The organism is Priestia sp. D3YE.R1 (assembly GCF_049199565.1).
Classification (GTDB): Bacteria; Bacillota; Bacilli; order Bacillales; family Bacillaceae_H; genus Priestia; species Priestia aryabhattai.
Map to the genome: position 1 here is coordinate 1046846 of NZ_JBLTHW010000001.1, position 14280 is coordinate 1061125.

Sequence of the window (14280 nt, forward strand, 5' to 3'; positions counted from 1 at the left end):
ATAGAATTAATGTAAGGAAGTTAGATAAAAGGAAGGGATACAAAGGTGTTGGAACTATTTTTACGTAAAAAAAGGCAGTATCTAATTACGACATATCAATTTATTTTAAATGTCTCGCTGATTATCCTTGGATTTATACTCGTTTATTTTTTATTGAGAGAGCTTTTTTATATTATGAATGATGCCTTAACAGGAAATAATAACGTTCATAAAATCCTTGGAAAAGTACTTGTTTTCTTTTTATATTTTGCTTTTGTTTCGATGATTATGACTTACTTTAAGGAAAGCTGTCATTTCCCATTAAGTTATCTCTTATATATTGGAATTACTGCCACAATACGATTTATTATTGTAAATAACAATTATCAAATCGGAAGTTTATTTTTATCTTTAGGAATTATCGCTTTAACGATTAGTTACTTAATGTTAACGAAAAAAAGATTAGAAGATAATGAAAGGAGAATTTGAACATGAGTAGAAATAGAGAGCATGAATTTAGTAACTTGGTGCGCGAAATCCGTAAAGAGCAGGTTGGAAACGGACCGAGGGAAATCACTACTCGTTTTATAGATACGTGGGCTGTTAGCGAAATGAAAGGCAATCTTACGAATGTAGAAAAGTTTATGATAACTTCTTCTGAAGGCAAAAGGATGGTTCATGAGGCACGCACGGAACTAGTGAAAAAAATTTATGATTGTTTAGAGATAAGAGATAAGTTTGAAAAACTTGTCCATGCAAAAATTATAAGAGTTTTTTCAGACATTAACATTGAAGAAGATGTCGCGATGACTACTTTTGTTTTTGATAAAAAGTTAGACGATTAACTAAAATAGTTTTTTGAAAGAAAGAGGGATTTAGTGACGCCAAACAACAGAGACATAGCGGATGTTGCTGTTGTGAAGAGTAAGTGTAAAAGAGCATCAAAGGCTTTGTTTCCTTAATAAAGGCTTTGATGCTCTTTTCATCTAGGCGCTTATCTGTTCTTGACGCCGCTCATCAGTAAAAACAAAGGAATACGCATTCGCCGCTCGTAAGTTTCAGCGCTGTCAAAATGTTCTTTTTGAGGACATGCTTCTTTTAAATTTGTAACGGTGAATCCGCTTTGCTGCATCAAAGAAAAGTACTCTTCAAGCGTGCGATGATACTTTTGAACGTATCCGCCCATCCAGTGCTGCTGACGGAATCCCATGAAGAAATAGTTGTCCACCGTCCAGTTTGTGCGGAGAGCGGAAGGCTGAAGAGTAGACGTAATGACTGGGTGTTCCACAGAAAAAATAAATCTTCCTTCAGGTTTGAGTGCTTGATTCACTTTAGTGAAAATGGAAGCTAAGTCTTCCATGTAGTGGAGAGACAGTCTTGCAGTAACCAAATTGTATTCGGTGCGTGGTGGAGTATAATGCTCCATCGATTCATGGAGCACTCTTGCATTTGGATAGTTTAAAACCTGTTGCTGAGCCGCGTTTATCATATTGATCGAGCCGTCTACTCCGGTATAAGAGAAACATCCCTGTTCAAGAAGCTCCACGCCAAATCCAGCGTTTCCGCACCCTAAATCTAAAACGTCTGCATCTGTAACATCACCTAGAAGCTGTAAAATAGCCGGTTTTTCAATCGTATCGTTGGCATTTTCTTTTTGCTGCCGGCGTTTTGTATAGGCCAAAAACGTCTCGTCATTATCGTAAAATTCAGCTCCTGTTGAGATCTTCAACTAAATCAGCCTCCTCTATGCAAAGTACCTTATTATACTCATATATTCAAATTATTTACAATAATTTTGATGGATCTGGAAATAGTTTTTTATTTTGGAAGTAGTGCTATTATGTGGAGTAACCGGCTTGTACACGTTTACGGAAGATAAGTCTAAAAGCTAAGAGTTGAGTATAGAAAGGGTCAGTCTATGCATAACTCTTAGCTTTTGCTTTGAAGTGGTAGGAAACCATTTGTTTTTGGCGTCGTTCTTATTTCGGTAATTTTTCAACAATTGCTGCGTCTATTTGCTGAGATAATACGCTGCTAATCTCTTTTTCATTCTCCACTTTTTCTAAAATGAGCTGCTTATTACCTGTTTTAATTTTTAACATCGTACCTGAGTGGATGGAGAAATCATCTCGCAGCTTTTTAGGAATAGTAAGTCGAAAACGGTCATCAATTTTTCGAGATTGAGCCGTAAATGTTAAAGTCGTTTTCTTCCCAAAACTCATTTCATATTTTTGAATCACGATGTTATTTTCTTTGTTAATAAAAAATTGAACCTCCATGTTTGCATCCAATTCGACGGACGTTAAAAGTTCAGCAGTGAGCTGAATCTGCCGGCCGGTTAATGTTGCATAATAAGGAGGAGACGCCGCAGGTTTTTGTGAAAGCGCTATCGATTTTTCGTCTCTTTTTTTCATAACAATTTGCTGTTCTACCACGTATAGTTCTACATAATCAAAGGGCTTAAGTTCATAGTCATCTCGCAGGGATCTTGGAATGACTATTCTACCCATGTGGTCAATTGTTCGAATGAAGATATGAGAAGGAACCGGGACATTTTCATCATGATGATCGATAATAATCCAATCATCACAGCTCCGTAAAAAAACTTTGTCGTTCGTCTCGAGTTTTGTTAGTTGCATAAACAAAGAAGGAAGGGATACTCTTCCCATTTCGTCAATTATACACTCTTCTTTTTTTGTACGCATCTTGCTACTTAATCCTTTCTAAAAACATTTTAGATGGGGTATGTTACTTAAACTACACAGCATTTATTTCTTTGTCAAATGAAGCAAATGAGTATTTATTCATCCTACAGATTGAGAAATACAGGAAGTTTGACCTCATTCAGTAGATGCACAGCTGTCCCATGTGAAAGGTAATTATCTGAAGAAAACAGTTAATCTGTTAATTAGAAAAGCATAGAATAAAAGCGTTTTTCTTTCTTTTGATTTTATTGTCAGAAACAAAGATTTAAAAAGGAGCTTCCTTCCTTTTCTAAAGAGTAGGTTTTTTATTAACAAAATGCAGCCGGATTTACGCTAAATGATGAATAGATTTATGCATATTAAGTCTAGAAAAAAATTTCAAGCGTTGCTTTTTTCACTTGTTTTGGAGAGCAGTCATAGTTGGAAAATAAAGAAAAAAGCTCAAAGCAATGAGCTTTGAACCAATTTTTATCGTTTTTCAACCAGCAGTAAGATGAAGGTAGCAAGCGGTCCTAAAGCAAGAGATAATAAGAACCAGTTCAGACCCGTTCGATTTTTACCTTGCGCTAATCCGGCATTAATTAAAGCCAGCGTTCCCCATCCTACAACGTATTGATTATCCATATGACGCCCCGCTAATAATTGTTTCTTTATATGAGTAACAAAATCTATATTAGCATAAATATCCAAATTTTTGATTGGGATTCCTGAATTAGGGTGGAGAAACGGTGAATTTTTTCATGAAGCAAAATTCTCTATTTTCCTTAACTTAGTGAAGGTAGTAGTGAATAAGAGAAGGATGCACGTAGTAGACGTGAACGTATTGAGGCCGATGATGGTGAAGCTGATGTATATATTGATTCATAAGCCTTTGAATGGCGTCATACACATTGGGAGGATATCCATAATAGCCGTGATGAATACCAACTCGAAACAAGGAAAGGGGCGTCGTGTTATTGGTTCTGCACATTGTTCTACACTCTTCTGCGCTTTTAACCTTGCGCAGCTGCTCCACCCGCTGGTGCAGCTTTTCGCTGTCCTAGTTCTTGATCGAGTATAAAGATAGCTGCAGGGTTATTTTGGGCGATTTTTAAACGGTCTACAATCGTTTGAGCTTGAGCTTCTTCGTCGACTTGTTCTCGTAAAAAGTCCTGCACGATGACTAACGTTTGAGGGTCATTCGCTTGGCTGATAAATTGAAACGCTTGACGATAAGAATTCGTGACGAACTTCTCATGCTCCAATACTTTTTGAAACGTTTCTAACGGTGTCCCAAACTCACTTGGCTGAGCAGGCAAAGAGCTTAATTCTACCGTTCCGCCGCGGTCAACTAAGTAGTCAATGAGTTTTAGCATATGAGTGCGCTCTTCTTCAGACTGCAGACGCAGCCAGCTGCCCATTCCTTTATAGTTTAATCGATTCATATAGTTAGACATAGCTAGGTATAAAGTCGAAGAGACGTGTTCAAGTTGAATTAAGTTATTGAGCAGCTTTTGAATTTGTTCGTTCATAGTTGTTATTCCTCCTTAGGGAAAGGGTTTCTTTCGTATACTACCTGCAATCATCACGCTTTTAATCTACACAGATACTATATGTCAATTCTTTAAGTAGGTAACTTGCCCATCCTTTATTGGTGCTTCTTGCTTACATATAAAGGTTGTATAATATAGGAATAAAAGTAGTTTAAAAGACTCTTTTTTAGATGGTTAAAATTACTATGTTCTATTTAACCAATTTAGTGATAAAATTGTCACTCTGTGCAATTTTAATTGGTGTGAAGGAGTCAGAAGAATGAATATGCAACACGTATTAATACCTGGATTTGAAAAGCTTGCGAGCTTTGTATTCTGGTATCCATTTATTATGTCTTTATTTTGGATTGCAGGCACGCTTATTTACATACGCTATCGCGACCGAGATCCTAAAGTTGATTTTTCAACAATTGAATGGCCGTTAGTGAGCTTTTTAGTGCCTTGCTATAACGAAGAAGAGACGATTGAAGAAACGCTTAAGCACCTTTTGGCGTTAGAATATCCGTCTAAAGAAATCATCCTTATTAACGATGGCAGTACGGATGGAACAGCTGATATTTTAAAGGAAATCAGCAGAAATCACCCTGAAGTTCGTGTGATTCAGCTTTATGAAAATAAAGGAAAAGCCAACGCGTTACATTTAGGTGCGCACGCATCTAAAGCTGAGTTTTTAATCTGCTTAGATTCTGACGCTATTTTAGATCAAGACGCTCCATATTATCTAATCCATCATTTTCTTCATAAAGGGGAACGGCTGGGAGCCGTTACCGGAAATCCGCGCATTCGAAACCGTAATACGCTGCTGAGTCGCATTCAGCTAGTTGAGTATTCTTCTATTATCGGTTCTATTAAACGAACACAGCGAATTTTAGGAAAAGTAATGACGGTCTCAGGCGTAGTAGTAGCTTTTCGAAAGAAAGCACTTGTGGACGTCGGGCTGTGGGATCGTGACATGATTACGGAAGATATCGCCGTGAGCTGGAAGCTGCAGCAGCGCTTTTGGGATATCCGCTATGAACCGCGGGCATTGTGCTGGATGCTTGTGCCCGAAACCTTAAAAGGCATTTGGAAGCAACGAGTACGCTGGGCTCAAGGCGGACAAGAGGTAATGCTTCGCCACTGGAAAGTATTATTAAAATGGAAGCAGCGCAGAATTTGGATTGTCTACCTAGAGCAGTGGATCAGTACCTTTTGGTCATTGGCATGGCTGTTTGTGACTATCATGCTGCTTGTTACGGCGAGCAGCCCTCAAGACATGCTGTTTTGGTTTACGTTTACGTCATTTTCCCTTGTATTTACAAGCTTAATTCAGCTGTTTATTGCACTGAAAATTGATTCAAAATACGACAATGTGAAGCGGTATTACGTATGGGCTGCATGGTACCCAGCGCTTTACTGGATTGTGAATACGATTGTAGTAGTGGGCGCATTTCCTCGTGCTATCAAATCTAGAGTGAAAGGAGGCTATGCTACATGGAGCAGTCCAGACCGCGGCTTAACGAAGAGCAAATCATGATTCAAGCCAAACAGCCTCTTGCTCGATTGGTAATAAGCATCATTATTTCATCTGTTTTTTGGCTGTATTGTGCTGTTGTTCTTTGGTTTTTCCTTTCAGCTGTTATGGGAGTAAATGATCGTTACAGCGGGGTATTAAAAATTGCGTTCAAAACGTCGAACGGTGAAATTCGAACGTTTTTAATGATTGGACTCGTTATTTTTTGTTTCTTTTTCCTAGCTCTCTTTTTATGGAGATCCTATAACAAAAAGAGATTTGGAAGCTTAAACCGACGAAAAGAGCCGGCGTATACGAGTATAAAAGATTTAGAGCGACTTGAGCTTTTATCTAAGGAGCAAATTCAAGAACTTCAGCGTGCGCATTACATCGAGTTTGATGTTAATCCTTTAAAACATACTAAGGAGAGGAAGCACGCATGAAGAAATATGTATTCTTTCTTTTGATAGCGGCAACGGTAGTTACTTTTGTTTTTTTAAAAGCAGTGAACTGGGAAGACAAGGCGAAAGCCACAACGACCGTGGAGCCAGCGCTTGAGACGAACGGATGCTTAGGTTTAAATTATCATCGCGTGCGCAAGCATAATTGGTTTAATCGAGTTGTCAGCTCAGTTACAAAGTCTGACGAACTGACAGAGTACAGCGTCTACAGCAATGATTTCGAACATCAGTTGAAAAAGCTGAAGGAACTTGACGCTACGTTCGTTACGCCAAAAGATATTGAAACGTATCAGCAAAAAGGTACGTTTCCAAAACGCTGCGTATGGATTTCATTTGATGATATTGACCGTACTGTTTATCAAAACGCGTTTCCAATTTTAAAAAAGGAAAACATTCAGTTTACGCTATATGTAATCGCAGGACAAGTGGGGGCAACTGATTTTCAAAATTTAAACATGGCTTCGTGGAGTCAGCTAAAAGAAATGAAAGACAGCGGCCTTGCGACCATTGGTTCGCATACATATGACATGCACCGCTTGGAAGAAGACAAGCCTTTATTTCTGACGCCTGCTAAATACAGCGCGTTTGCTCGTGATTTACGAAAAAGCAAAGAAACGATTAAGCGACATTTAGGAGTAGACCCTGTTTACTTTGCGTATCCATATGGCAATACAAATGATGACGTAGCTAAAATTGTGAAAAATGCCGGTTTTCACCAGGCAGCTATTTTAGCCCCTCACGTTATTACAAAAGACAACGACCCGTACTATCTTAACCGGATGGTTGTGTACAACAAAACCTTTCAAAACCTTATTCTTCCATGGTTGACGCGGACAAGCTCGTAAGAAGAAAGTGAAAAAGAGGCTGGGACAAAAGTAGTTGAGCCCAAGTGAAAACGAACCATTCATCAACCTGTTTGATGAATGGTTCGTTTTTTTTGTGATGGTGCATATCGTTTTATTTGTTTCGCTCCTTCTAGCAGTTGATTGGAGGGCAAGGCGAAGACTCCTGCGGGAACAGCGGAACAGGTGAGACCCCGCAGGAGCGCAAGCGACGAGGAGGCTCAGCGGCCGCCCGCGGAAAGCGAAGCCTTGCACGGAAATCAATTGCGGTGTCATAAGCAGTCCAGCTCATGTATCTCATTTGTTCGTCTTTCGATTGGATTTATTTTGTTATGTCCCAGCCTCTTTTTTCTTTTTACCATCAAAAGGTATGTCAATTACGTGAAGAAAGTATACTTTCATTTCTATAAAAATCATTTTAATGGTACCATAGAAAAGTTGTGATAAAAGACATGGATAAACGAAACTATCTATCAATTCTTTTACAAACTGCGTGTGAGAAGTTTGTAAAGGTGAAAAGAGGAAAAGAAGCAATCCTACGCTTACTATTTTAATAATGTAAGGTAATCGGACAAGCCAATCCGCTGTCCGTTGCTGGTTAATTTATATTCATTATTCACGATTCCTCTCTATCATTTCGTCATGGGTTTTGTTTTATCGTTAAAATTTTGATAAAGGTGTATAGGCTATGGAAAACAGGCATTTTGAATATAAATTTAAAGAAGCGCTGAAAAAACTAAATGATATTGAACTTGCGTTAAACGAATCATCGATTGTAGCGATTACGGATAGCCGCGGATTCATCAATCACGTGAACGATAAATTCTGTGAAATTTCTAAGTATGAAAGACATGAGCTCCTCGGACAAGATCATCGCATTATTAATTCGAAACATCATTCAAGCTTGTTTTTTAAGGAGTTATGGAGCACGATCAGATCCGGTAAGGTATGGCACGGAGAAATAAAAAACAAGGCAAAAGACGGTTCGTACTACTGGGTGGATACAACCATTGTTCCTTTTTTAGATGAGCAGGGCAAGCCGTATCAGTACGTATCGATTCGTAATGATATTACAAAACGAAAAGCATATGAAGAAAAAATTAAGCAAATGGCTTATTATGATCCGTTAACCAATTTACCTAACCGCTACTGGTTAAACAAACAGCTGAAAAAACTGTTTTTAGATGAAGAATCTCCAGAACTGCTGGCTATTTTATTTTTAGATTTAGACCGCTTTAAATCAATAAATGATACGCTTGGCCATCATCACGGCGATGTGCTGCTTAGGCGCGTAGCAGAAAGATTAAAAAAATGTATTCCGTCCTCTGATTTTATCTCGCGGCACGGGGGCGATGAGTTTATTTTAGTGCTGCATACACTAAAAACTGTTGAGGAAATTGAAGAAATGACCGAGCAGATCGTAAAGGAAATGTCGCTTCCTTTTTATATAGATGGTGATAAAGTGCTAACCTCTACAAGCGTTGGTATTAGCCTATTTTCAAAGGAATGTCAGCAGCATATTGTCCCAAAAGACGCAGATGAACTAATTGACAGGTTAATTAAGCAAGCAGATATTGCAATGTATGTAGCAAAACGAAATGGACGAAACACATATGAAATGAGTTCGTCTTCATCTAATGAACGAATAATTAAAACAATCAGCATGGAAAATGAGTTAAAGTATGCGCTCGAAAGACATGAGTTTCAGCTCGTTTATCAGCCGTTAATCGATTTAAAAACGTCTGATGTCATAGGGGCAGAAGCGCTTATCCGCTGGAATAGCGCAAAATTTGGTACCGTCTATCCTAATGAATTTTTGCCTATTTTAGAAGAAGTAGGTCTGATTGTGCCCGTTGGCAAATGGGTGTTGGCAGAAGCGTGTAAGCAGATGAAAGCATGGACGGAGCTGAATTCAAAAGCGAGTAAAATAGGAGTGAACGTGTCACCTATTCAGCTGAAGTCCTCGCGATTCGTAGTGGATATTGAACAAATCTTGCAAAAAACAGGTCTTGAGCCGCACTTTCTCGAACTTGAAATCACCGAAAGCGTTATTCAAAACAGTCAAGAATCGAAAAAAGTGTTAAACCGCCTGCGGAGTCTAGGGATAAAAGTGGCAATGGATGATTTTGGAACGTGCTACTCTTCTCTTAGCTATCTTAAACACTTGCCGATTAATACGTTAAAAATTGATAAATCATTTATTGACGACTTAGATGAAGTTGGAAAAGTGCTGGTGGAAACGATTATTCAAATGGGGAAAAAACTTAATTTTGATCTAACTGCAGAAGGAATCGAAAACGAAGAACAGCTGCAGTTTGTGATGGAACAAGGCTGTCATATCGGTCAAGGCTATATATTTGATAAGCCGCTTTCTCCTGAAGAAATGAGACGCTTGTTGAATTGAAGGAAAATCATATGTACGGAAAGAAGCTCTTTAATAGAGCTTCTTTTTTTGAATTTTAATATGATATAAGGATTGATAAAGTCGTGAAAGAATACGTTGGAGTCTGTACGGTATGTCAAAAGAACGTGTACTGTTTAGAGGGATTTTTAAACGGTGTGGTTGTTGAAGGGAAGCTTATGTGCTTTGCGTGTGAAGAAGAGGAGAAGCGTGACTCTCATAAAAACAAAAACTAGCTACCTGGGGTAGCTAGTTTTTGTTTACTGCGCATTCACTTTTTCAGCTTGCCAGTAATACTCGCTGAACACATCAGAAAAAGCTTTGACGGTATTTGTGAGTTCTTCCATATTGTTATCGACGCCGCCTACTTCAATTAAAATGGAGCGGTCGGATAAGTCCTGATTATATAGCCCGTTATTGCCGCTTGTTTTCTTTTTGCTTAATACTCCGCGGCTAAGGCCTGGATATTTTTCCTCTAGCTTTTCATGAATCGCTTTGGCCATTTTAACATTTTCATCAAATTTCGGGTTTGCTTCACCTAATACAATCATCATTTTAGCGTACGATTTTCCGTTAATAGCAGTCGTTGTTTTTTCTTGGCGCAGTGAATCACGATGAATATCAATTAAATAATCGACGTCTTTGTTTTGCTGAAGAGCCGTTTCCACCACGCTGCGAGACATCGCATAGGCTCGTCCCGTACCCCAGCCTTTTTCATTCAGCTTTTGCGTCATGTTAGTTGTATCTACTTCCGAGCCGATTCCGTCTGCTTTTAATTCCATTCCTAGCATTTGACCAACGAGCGTGATGTTGGTTTTGTTATCAACTGCTTTATTTTCGTTCGCTTCACCTTGCATACCAAGTAAAGGAAAATAAGATTCCCAGCTGTGCGTGTGGTAGATGTACACAACTTTTTTGTCTCCCGTACTTTGCTCGGCCTGTGTTTGAGACTGTTTTTTACTTTCTTCGTACGTTTTGCTTTCAGCAGGATCCAAATCACGCTCCCCAGAAATGCTTTCGAGCGGAGGAGCTGATTCATGAGGAATCGTGGTATAATCCGTTCCTTCACCGGCTAACAGAATATGAGAATCAAAAATAGAAAAGCCGGGCAGTTCTGATCCAAAGAGACTTCTTGTATCCGCCACGCGAATATTCGTCGCAAGCTGCAGGGCGACAGAAGAAAGAGGAGGCGGAGAGAAATCTTCTTCATAGGCATGAGAGAAATGATGGTTTTCCGTATGCATGAAGTAGAACAAGCTTTGAGCTTTATAATTTGATAGTGCTTGATAGACAACGTTCGAGCGCAGCGTATGCTGAAGAGTTGAATACGTGACGGTAAAAATAGCGGCAGATGTTAACAGAACAAATAGTATAGCGATAATTAATGATTTATAAGAAAGGATCCAAAAAAGCTTTTTAGGCTTTTCGGTGAACTTGTTTTTCATAGAATAAACCTCCTCTAATGAAATTTTGAAATCAGCGGATGAGAGCTCTGAGAGGAGAATGTTATGTATCTACTATTTACTCTATTAAAAAGAAAAAGAAATATGATAGAAACCATGATATTTAACACAATATAAAAAAGGTTATAGTAGGGCATACTATAAAAAAACGGTGCATATTGGAGCTGGTTAGATGAACGATTCATGGGTTTATCATCATTTTATTAATACACTGTTATTTCCTTTAACAATGTTTGGCGTAGCATTTTGTGTACTGGGGCTGTTGCTGTACATGCTTTGAAAAGAAAAGCAAAAAGAAGGACCAAAAGAAAACAAGAGCTCGTAAATAAGAGCTCTTGTTTTGTCGAACACTCAGTTAGAAACAGGAAGATTCACTTTCTCTAAGAACTCCATTCGGTTGCCAAAAGGATCATCCACGTAAATTCTTTCGACACCGGGAATGTTTTTGTCTTCTATAAAAGAAATACCGAAGCTAGTCAGATGATCTTTTAACGCAGTGAGGTTTTTAACGAAAAAGCCTGGATGCGCTTTTTTTGCGGGTGAAAAGGCAGGTTCAACACCAATATGCAGCTGATAAGAACCAAACTCAAACCACACGCCGCCGCGCTTTTTTAGACTTTCCGGCTTTTCGACTTCTGTTAAGTCAAGAACGGTTCCGAAAAAGTGTCGTGCTTCGCTTTCTGAATTCGGGGGTGCAGCTAGCTGAATATGATCAATATGCGTCAGTGTAAACGTCATAAACATTCCTCCTTAAATAGTAGAGTACTAGTTAAGTTTACGTGAAGTATATCTGTAAATAAATGATAAAAAGTTGATGTGTTTCATAAGAAAAGCTTATGAAAAAGTGCAATTTTATATACATATAACACCAAATGAGGTATATTTTATTTTGTTGTTATTTAGTAGAATTGGAGATTAATATGGAATATCACTATACGTTAACCAAAGATGATTACGTAGCTTTTAACATGCATCACGCTCAACATTCGGAAAGAGTACAAAAAGTGCTGAGAGTTCAGCGATGGATGTCGCTTATTTTTCTTCTTATTCCTTTGCTTGTTTCGTGGGTTGAAGGAGAATTTTTACTTGGTATGTTCGTAGCGTTTGCGCTGCTTGCGGTGCTGTGGTTTTTATTTTATCCGAAATATTTTTACGGAAGTATTAAAAAGAACATCGTAAAGGTAATAAATGAAGGAGATAACAGCAGTCTGACGGGTGAGCATACTATGATGGTTACGGAAGAGGACTTGGTAGAGAAAAGCTCAAAAGGAGAAGTGAAGACTCCTTGGTCAAGCATCACTCAAATTAGAGAAACCGATGAACATATCTTTATCCTTGTTAGTGCAATGAGCGGATATGTTATTCCTACAAGCGCATTTGCAGATGTAAAAGCGTTACAGCAGTTTAAAGAAATGCTGAATGCTGCAAGGAAAACAGGCTGAGTAGTAAAAGCCATATAAAAAAGGCCCTCTTAGATACTTTTCTAAGAGGGTGTTTTTTAACAGCAGTCCCAGTTGTACAAAACATCTTTAAAGTTACGGTTGCGAAGGTCTTGTTCTTTAATAAAGAAATTGGCCACTCCTGCATCACCAAACATAATATCAGCGTCGTCGTCCATGGCAAATTGAAGAAGCAGAATGTTGTATGCCCGCAGCGCTTCATCGTAGTCTCGGGGATCGCTTTGAGTGAAAAAAGCGTATCCGCCCATTTTGTGATACTCACCCGTAACTTCATCCCAGTAGATTTCTTCCATTTCTTCATCGTCAAAAAAACCTGGTTCTACAGCGTTATAGCGATAGTCAGTAGGGGAAACAGGTTCGATTCTTATTTCAAACTGTAAGCCTACTTCTTGAGGAATAGGGAACATATCTCGGTCAATGTCTTCAAGATACGTAAAATCCGTTGTTAATTTGTTTTCGTCGGTTGTTACATCTTCATAAAAAACGACGCGAAAGTCTTTTTGAGTCGTAGGGTGGTCAAAATCCAGACCATACACATCACCAGTGTTTTTGTTATCAGCTCCGCAAATGAAAAATTGAAGCATGCCTTGAGAGGGCATATTTTCATAGGAAGGAACTTCAGAAAAATTGATTTGTGCCATCAGCAGCATCGGCTTGCCCTCGGAGTCTAGAGGATGACTTGCTTCTAGAGGAAGATAAGGGTTGCCGCCGAACTTGCTTTCATATAATTTTGGACTGTTCATGACCGTATGGAGGTGGATATAAGGCTTACATGTTTGTTCGATTTCTTTTCGGTAAGGTTCTAGCTTAGGAGGCAGTTCTAATTTTGATAGAGGATTCATATGTACTCTCCTTTTTGTTTGGAATAAAAAAGAACGTTTGTTCGTATTTATATTTTAGCGTAATACACACGAAAAGGGAAGAGAAATCGTATAAAAAAAACCCTTTGCGGATGCTTCTGCAAAGGGCACAAAGAAATGATAGCGTTTTCATTGTCGATCTTACTAAATGATTGCTTATTTAGAAAAGAATCCTTTTAAAGCAAATGCGACGTTTTGCGGTCTTTCCGCTAAGCGGCGCATGAAGTAACCAAACCAGTCGTTGCCAAATGGAACGTATACGCGCATTGTATAGCCTTCTTTTGCAAGGCTAAGCTGCATATCTGTTCGGAATCCATACAGCATTTGAAATTCAAACTGCGTGCGCGGAATGTTGTTTTTGTGAGCGAACTCTTTTACTTTTGCAATAATATTATGGTCGTGAGATGCAATCGCCGTGTATGTTCCGCTGAGCAGATGTTCTTCGATAATGCGCATATAGTTTTCATCAATTTGGGCTTTATCTTGAAATGCCACGGTTGGTGATTCTTGATACGCGCCTTTTACTAATCGAAGAGGAACCCCTTTTAACTCTTTTACGTCTTGTTCAGCGCGGAACAGGTAAGCTTGAATAACTGTTCCGACATTATCATACGTCTCACGAAGCTCTCGTAAAATATCTAGCGTCATTTGACAGTGGGCGTAGTCTTCCATGTCGATTCGGACAAAGTTATCGTATTTTTTCGCCGTTTCAACAATGCGGCGCATATTCTCAACGCAAAAATTGCGGTCGATATCCAAACCAAGCTGCGTCATTTTGACAGATAAGTTGCATGTTACGCCGGCTTGCCCCATAGCTTCTAGCGTTCTGACGTTATATTGAGTCGCTTCGATAGCTTCTTCTCTGCTTGAAACAAATTCTCCTAAATGATCAAGCGTGCAAACAAGTCCTTTTTCATTCAGTTCCCGTACTTTTTTAATCGCATGTTCAATCGTGTCGCCAGCTACCACTTGAGCTGCACCAAAGCGAAGACCCCATTTTTTCGCCGCTTTGTTTAGCACTTTATTTTGGGAAGCGTGAAGAAACACATTTTTAGATACCTCTGCTAACATAAATATCTCCCCCT

Annotated in this window: 17 protein-coding genes; 8 read left to right on the forward strand and 9 right to left on the reverse strand. The window is 38.9% G+C overall.

Features of this window, described 5'->3' with window-relative positions; all coding sequences use genetic code 11:
• Positions 1 to 45: 45 nt before the first annotated feature.
• Both ACOZIR_RS05285 and ACOZIR_RS05290 read left to right on the forward strand, forming a co-directional pair.
• A complete protein-coding gene (locus ACOZIR_RS05285; RefSeq protein ID WP_045293689.1) occupies positions 46 to 468 on the forward strand; it encodes a phosphate-starvation-inducible protein PsiE in 423 nt (140 codons plus the stop codon).
• A 2-nt stretch (positions 469 to 470) separates the two neighbouring features.
• Positions 471 to 824 (forward strand): DUF2294 domain-containing protein, encoded by a 354-nt coding sequence (locus tag ACOZIR_RS05290; protein WP_421535525.1) that lies wholly within the window; start codon positions 471 to 473, stop codon positions 822 to 824.
• A gap of 149 nt (positions 825 to 973) precedes the next feature.
• On the opposite strand, the gene ACOZIR_RS05295 is transcribed toward ACOZIR_RS05290, so the two are convergent.
• The 5 genes from ACOZIR_RS05295 to ACOZIR_RS05315 form a co-directional block, all read right to left on the reverse strand.
• The gene (locus tag ACOZIR_RS05295) at positions 974 to 1708 is read right to left on the reverse strand and encodes a class I SAM-dependent methyltransferase (RefSeq protein WP_310878518.1); all 735 of its coding nucleotides are present in this window, start codon (positions 1706 to 1708) and stop codon (positions 974 to 976) included.
• A gap of 250 nt (positions 1709 to 1958) precedes the next feature.
• Positions 1959 to 2684 (reverse strand): AbrB/MazE/SpoVT family DNA-binding domain-containing protein, encoded by a 726-nt coding sequence (locus ACOZIR_RS05300; protein ID WP_045293687.1) that lies wholly within the window; start codon positions 2682 to 2684, stop codon positions 1959 to 1961.
• Positions 2685 to 3152: 468 nt separating this feature from the next.
• Positions 3153 to 3308 (reverse strand): hypothetical protein, encoded by a 156-nt coding sequence (locus ACOZIR_RS05305; protein WP_014458731.1) that lies wholly within the window; start codon positions 3306 to 3308, stop codon positions 3153 to 3155.
• A gap of 145 nt (positions 3309 to 3453) precedes the next feature.
• Positions 3454 to 3654 (reverse strand): hypothetical protein, encoded by a 201-nt coding sequence (locus ACOZIR_RS05310; protein WP_152640857.1) that lies wholly within the window; start codon positions 3652 to 3654, stop codon positions 3454 to 3456.
• 22 nt (positions 3655 to 3676) lie between these two features.
• Positions 3677 to 4195 (reverse strand): ferritin, encoded by a 519-nt coding sequence (locus ACOZIR_RS05315; RefSeq protein WP_028409787.1) that lies wholly within the window; start codon positions 4193 to 4195, stop codon positions 3677 to 3679.
• Between the two features lie 280 nt (positions 4196 to 4475).
• On the opposite strand from ACOZIR_RS05315, the gene pgaC reads away from it, so the two are divergent.
• The 5 genes from pgaC (at position 4476) to ACOZIR_RS05340 (ending at position 9415) form a co-directional block, all read left to right on the forward strand.
• Complete coding sequence (pgaC, locus tag ACOZIR_RS05320) at positions 4476 to 5732, forward strand: poly-beta-1,6-N-acetyl-D-glucosamine synthase (protein ID WP_045293685.1); 1257 nt, start codon at positions 4476 to 4478, stop codon at positions 5730 to 5732.
• Positions 5690 to 6151: a poly-beta-1,6-N-acetyl-D-glucosamine biosynthesis protein PgaD gene (pgaD, locus tag ACOZIR_RS05325; protein ID WP_045293683.1), complete on the forward strand. Its 462-nt coding sequence runs from the start codon at positions 5690 to 5692 to the stop codon at positions 6149 to 6151. Before pgaC ends, pgaD begins: the two co-directional genes overlap by 43 nt.
• Entirely contained in the window at positions 6148 to 7014 is an 867-nt protein-coding gene (locus tag ACOZIR_RS05330; RefSeq protein WP_045293681.1) for a polysaccharide deacetylase family protein, read from the forward strand. The genes pgaD and ACOZIR_RS05330 overlap by 4 nt, the downstream gene beginning before the upstream one ends.
• Positions 7015 to 7151: 137 nt before the next feature.
• Complete coding sequence (locus tag ACOZIR_RS05335; RefSeq protein ID WP_160297362.1) at positions 7152 to 7289, forward strand: hypothetical protein; 138 nt, start codon at positions 7152 to 7154, stop codon at positions 7287 to 7289.
• Between the two features lie 410 nt (positions 7290 to 7699).
• Positions 7700 to 9415: a putative bifunctional diguanylate cyclase/phosphodiesterase gene (locus ACOZIR_RS05340; RefSeq protein ID WP_045293679.1), complete on the forward strand. Its 1716-nt coding sequence runs from the start codon at positions 7700 to 7702 to the stop codon at positions 9413 to 9415.
• 257 nt (positions 9416 to 9672) lie between these two features.
• Here ACOZIR_RS05340 and spoIIP read toward each other — a convergent pair whose 3' ends face one another.
• Both spoIIP and ACOZIR_RS05350 read right to left on the reverse strand, forming a co-directional pair.
• A complete protein-coding gene (spoIIP, locus tag ACOZIR_RS05345; protein ID WP_045293677.1) occupies positions 9673 to 10857 on the reverse strand; it encodes a stage II sporulation protein P in 1185 nt (394 codons plus the stop codon).
• 369 nt (positions 10858 to 11226) lie between these two features.
• Positions 11227 to 11613: a glyoxalase gene (locus ACOZIR_RS05350; protein ID WP_045293675.1), complete on the reverse strand. Its 387-nt coding sequence runs from the start codon at positions 11611 to 11613 to the stop codon at positions 11227 to 11229.
• Between the two features lie 182 nt (positions 11614 to 11795).
• On the opposite strand from ACOZIR_RS05350, the gene ACOZIR_RS05355 reads away from it, so the two are divergent.
• Entirely contained in the window at positions 11796 to 12317 is a 522-nt protein-coding gene (locus tag ACOZIR_RS05355) for a YcxB family protein (protein WP_045293673.1), read from the forward strand.
• A gap of 56 nt (positions 12318 to 12373) precedes the next feature.
• Here ACOZIR_RS05355 and ACOZIR_RS05360 read toward each other — a convergent pair whose 3' ends face one another.
• Both ACOZIR_RS05360 and ACOZIR_RS05365 read right to left on the reverse strand, forming a co-directional pair.
• A complete protein-coding gene (locus ACOZIR_RS05360) occupies positions 12374 to 13177 on the reverse strand; it encodes a YwqG family protein (protein ID WP_045293671.1) in 804 nt (267 codons plus the stop codon).
• 174 nt (positions 13178 to 13351) lie between these two features.
• Positions 13352 to 14266 carry a proline dehydrogenase family protein gene (locus ACOZIR_RS05365; protein WP_045293669.1) on the reverse strand — a complete coding sequence of 305 codons (915 nt, stop codon included), beginning with the start codon at positions 14264 to 14266 and terminating at the stop codon, positions 13352 to 13354.
• Positions 14267 to 14280 lie beyond the last annotated feature (14 nt).

Excerpts from the sequence above, each read along its gene's own strand:
- ACOZIR_RS05315 (WP_028409787.1), bottom strand. The coding sequence starts at position 4,195 with ATGAACGAACAAATTCAAAAGCTGCTCAATAACTTAATTCAACTTGAA.
- pgaD (WP_045293683.1), top strand. The coding sequence starts at position 5,690 with ATGGAGCAGTCCAGACCGCGGCTTAACGAAGAGCAAATCATGATTCAA.
- spoIIP (WP_045293677.1), bottom strand. The coding sequence starts at position 10,857 with ATGAAAAACAAGTTCACCGAAAAGCCTAAAAAGCTTTTTTGGATCCTT.
- pgaC (WP_045293685.1), top strand. The coding sequence starts at position 4,476 with ATGAATATGCAACACGTATTAATACCTGGATTTGAAAAGCTTGCGAGC.
- ACOZIR_RS05300 (WP_045293687.1), bottom strand. The coding sequence starts at position 2,684 with ATGCGTACAAAAAAAGAAGAGTGTATAATTGACGAAATGGGAAGAGTA.
- ACOZIR_RS05365 (WP_045293669.1), bottom strand. The coding sequence starts at position 14,266 with ATGTTAGCAGAGGTATCTAAAAATGTGTTTCTTCACGCTTCCCAAAAT.
- ACOZIR_RS05360 (WP_045293671.1), bottom strand. The coding sequence starts at position 13,177 with ATGAATCCTCTATCAAAATTAGAACTGCCTCCTAAGCTAGAACCTTAC.
- ACOZIR_RS05350 (WP_045293675.1), bottom strand. The coding sequence starts at position 11,613 with ATGACGTTTACACTGACGCATATTGATCATATTCAGCTAGCTGCACCC.
- ACOZIR_RS05340 (WP_045293679.1), top strand. The coding sequence starts at position 7,700 with ATGGAAAACAGGCATTTTGAATATAAATTTAAAGAAGCGCTGAAAAAA.
- ACOZIR_RS05310 (WP_152640857.1), bottom strand. The coding sequence starts at position 3,654 with ATGTGCAGAACCAATAACACGACGCCCCTTTCCTTGTTTCGAGTTGGT.
- ACOZIR_RS05290 (WP_421535525.1), top strand. The coding sequence starts at position 471 with ATGAGTAGAAATAGAGAGCATGAATTTAGTAACTTGGTGCGCGAAATC.
- ACOZIR_RS05330 (WP_045293681.1), top strand. The coding sequence starts at position 6,148 with ATGAAGAAATATGTATTCTTTCTTTTGATAGCGGCAACGGTAGTTACT.
- ACOZIR_RS05305 (WP_014458731.1), bottom strand. The coding sequence starts at position 3,308 with ATGGATAATCAATACGTTGTAGGATGGGGAACGCTGGCTTTAATTAAT.
- ACOZIR_RS05355 (WP_045293673.1), top strand. The coding sequence starts at position 11,796 with ATGGAATATCACTATACGTTAACCAAAGATGATTACGTAGCTTTTAAC.